Below are 3,263 nucleotides of genomic sequence, written 5' to 3'. Positions count from 1 at the left end.
CCGGACCTCCCATGGAGGCGGGTCCGGCCGTCACGATCGAGCCCGTGTGCGCGCTGTTGACGGTGGAGAGGGTGTACGCGAACGGTCCCGCCAGCGAGGCCGCGACCCCCAGTCCTGCGGCGGCGAGCGCGAGCCCGCGCCCGAGGCGCCCCGCCAGCAGCAGCCCCACGGCGGCGATCAGGCCGCCGATCAGCACCGCCCAGCGCAGCCAGGGCAGATAGTCCGGGGTGCGGCCGAGCAGGACGTACGCCCAGACCGCCGTCCCCGCGGCCGTCACCGCCAGCGCGGCGGAGGCCAGCGGATGCGCGCGCTCCTCCCACAGCACCGCGACGCCCATGCCGATGACGGCGGCGATGTACGGCGCCAGCGCCACCGTGTAGTACTGGTGGAAGATCCCGGCCATGAAGCTGAAGACGCCCATCGTCATCAGCAGCGCGCTGCCCCACACGAGGAACGCCGAGCGCGCCGTGTCCGTACGGGCGGCCTTCCGGGTGATGACGAGCCCGGCGACGAGCAGGATCAGCGCGGCGGGCAGCAGCCAGGAGATCTGGCCGCCGATCTCCGAGTTGAACATCCGGCCGATGCCGGTCTCGCCCCACTGCCCGGTGCCGCCACCGCCGCCGCCTCCCCCGCCGCCACCGCCGACGCTGCCGGTCTCGTCGCCGTTGATGCGGCCGAGGCCGTTGTAGCCGAAGGTCAGTTCCAGGAAGGAGTTGTTCTGCGAACCGCCGATGTACGGCCGCGAGGACGCGGGCCACAGCTCGACGATCGCGACCCACCAACCGCCCGCGACCACCATCGCCAGGGCGGACAGGGCGAGTTGACCCAGCCTGCGCCGCAGCGACGTCGGCGCGCACACCGCGTACACCAGCGCCAGCGGCGGCAGGATCAGGAACGCCTGGAGGGTCTTCGTCAGGAACGCGAAGCCGACCGCGACGCCCGCGCACACCAGCCACTTGGTACGGCCCGCCTCCAGCGCGCGGAGCACGCAGTAGACGGTGACCGTCATCAGCAGCGCGAGCAGCGCGTCCGGGTTGTTGAAGCGGAACATCAGCGCGGCGACCGGCGTGAGCGCGAGCACCAGCCCGGCGGTCAGCCCGGCGACGGCGCTGAAGCGGCGGCGTACGGCCGCGTACAGCACCGCCACCGTCCCGAGCCCCATCAGCACCTCGGGCACCAGGATCTGCCAGGAACCGAGGCCGAAGAGCCGTACGGACAGGGCCATCGGCCAGAGCGCGGCCGGGGGCTTGTCGACGGTGATGGAGTTCGCCGCGTCGGACGAGCCGAAGAAGAACGCCTTCCAGCTCTCGCTGCCCGCCTGGACGGCGGCGGAGTAGAAGGAGTTGGCGTAACCGGAGGCGCTCAGGTTCCAGAGCTGGAGCAGCGCGGTGGCCACCAGGAGGCCGAGGAGGGCCGGGCGTACCCAGCGCTCGTCCTCGGGCCTGCCCCGCCAGAAGCGCGCGGCGCGGCCGACGGGGCGACGGGCGTGGCTGTCCGCCGCCGGCGCGGCCCCGTCGGGCTGAAGGGTCATGGTCATCGGGTGTTCCTTGAGTAGAGGACAGCGGTGTCGTCGGTGGCGGTGGCCGTCGCGGGGGCGCCGTGGCCCGCCGCGCCCGAACCGGTGGCGCCCGGAACCGTCGCGTCCGATGCGAGGCCGTTCGATGCGGGGCCGTCCGGGGCCGGGCCGTCCGGGGCCGGGCTGTCCGGTCCGGGGCCGTCCGTACGCCGGTCCGGGAAGACCCAGGCGCGCAGCAGCAGGAAGCGCAGCACGGTGGAGGCGAGGTTGGCGGCGATCAGCACGGCCAGCTCGGTGGAGTGCGAGGGCGTGCTCGTCGCCGCGTCGAGCGCCGCGAGGGAGCCGCTGGTCAGCGCCAGTCCGACGGCGAAGACGGCCAGGCCCTGGGCCTGGTGGCGCACGGCGCCCGCCCGGCCCTGTACGCCGAAGGTCAGTCTCCGGTTGGCGGCCGTGTTGGCGATCGCGGAGACGAGCAGCGCTCCGGCGTTGGCGAGTTGCGGGCCCGCCACGGTACGGAAGAGGGAGTAGAGCAGCAGGTAGAAGAGCGTGGACAGGGCGCCCACGACGCAGAAGCCGACCAGCTGCCGGGCGAGCCCGCCCGGCACCCCATTGATCCGCCGGTCCCTCGGGTCCTCCCCGAAGGGCCTGGACAGCCGGTCCAGCGGCAGGGCGCCCACCGCCAGTGCCCGCCCCACCCGCCAGACGCCCTTGAGGTCCTCCGTCGCCGTCTTCACGATGTGCACCGTGCTGTTGGGGTCGTCGACCCAGTCCACCGGCACTTCGTGGATCCGCAGTCCGGCGCGTTCGGCGAGTACGAGCATCTCCGTGTCGAAGAACCAGCCGGTGTCCTCGACCATGGGCAGCAGCCGCTGCGCCACATCACCCCGTATGGCCTTGAAGCCGCACTGGGCGTCGCTGAAGCGGGCCGACAGCGAGGACTTGAGGATGAGGTTGTAGGCCCGCGAGATGAACTCGCGCTTCGGGCCGCGCACCACCCGCGACGAGCGGGCCAGCCGCGAGCCGATCGCCAGGTCGGAGTGGCCGGAGATCAGCGGGGCGACCAGCGGCAGCAGCGCGTTGAGGTCGGTGGACAGGTCCACGTCCATGTAGGCGAGGACGGGGGAATCGGAATGCGACCAGACCGTACGGAGCGCCCTGCCGCGACCCTTCTCCTCCAGGCGGTACGACCGTACCTCGGGGATCGACGAGTCGAGCCAGGCCGCCACGTCGGCGGTGCGGTCGGTGCTCGCGTTGTCGGCGATCGTGATGCGGAAGCTGTAGGGGAAGGTGCGGGCGAGGTGGTCGTGCAGGCGCCGCACACATGGTTCGAGGTCCTGCTCCTCGTTGTAGACGGGGATCGTCACGTCAAGCACGGGGGCATCGGTCACCTCGACCGGGAGATGCTCCCGGGCCGGGAGGGTGCCCCATGGAGTGTCGGTTCGCATGATTCGAGATTCGCGAGCCGCGCTGTCATGGCCGTGTGGTGAGCCTGTGCGCTGTCTGTGAGTCGCGCCCGGATACGGGCAGGTGGGGCCGGGTCTACGGGTGCGGGTGCGGCTGCGGCTTCGGGTGTGGCTGCGGGTGCGGCTGCGGGTGCGGCTGGGCCGGGAGCAGCGGCTGGGACAGGGGGCGCTGGTAGGGCCGAGGAGACGGGGGAGGTGAGGGAGACGTGGGAGGCGGGGGAGGCGGGGCGACCGGCGGGCGGGCGGGCACGGGAGGCACCACCGGGGTCAACGGGGCCACCCGG

At 72.7% G+C, this 3,263-nt stretch carries 2 protein-coding genes; both read right to left on the bottom strand.

Annotated features, from left to right (window positions below):
• On the bottom strand, window positions 1–1,537 hold a 1,537-nt coding region (locus DVH02_RS30645), incomplete at its 3' end, for an ArnT family glycosyltransferase (protein ID WP_114627111.1).
• The gene (locus DVH02_RS30640) at window positions 1,534–2,961 is read right to left on the bottom strand and encodes a bifunctional glycosyltransferase family 2/GtrA family protein (protein ID WP_114627110.1); all 1,428 of its coding nucleotides are present in this window, start codon (window positions 2,959–2,961) and stop codon (window positions 1,534–1,536) included. The genes DVH02_RS30640 and DVH02_RS30645, both read right to left, overlap by 4 nt.
• Window positions 2,962–3,263: the final 302 nt, after the last annotated feature.

It is taken from the genome of Streptomyces corynorhini, assembly GCF_003346515.1.
Taxonomy (GTDB): Bacteria; Actinomycetota; Actinomycetes; order Streptomycetales; family Streptomycetaceae; genus Streptomyces; species Streptomyces corynorhini.
The sequence above is the reverse complement of the archived record's forward strand: the minus strand, read 5'-3'. Positions and strand labels throughout refer to the sequence as shown.

Excerpts from the sequence above, each read along its gene's own strand:
- DVH02_RS30640 (WP_114627110.1), bottom strand. The coding sequence starts at position 2,961 with ATGCGAACCGACACTCCATGGGGCACCCTCCCGGCCCGGGAGCATCTC.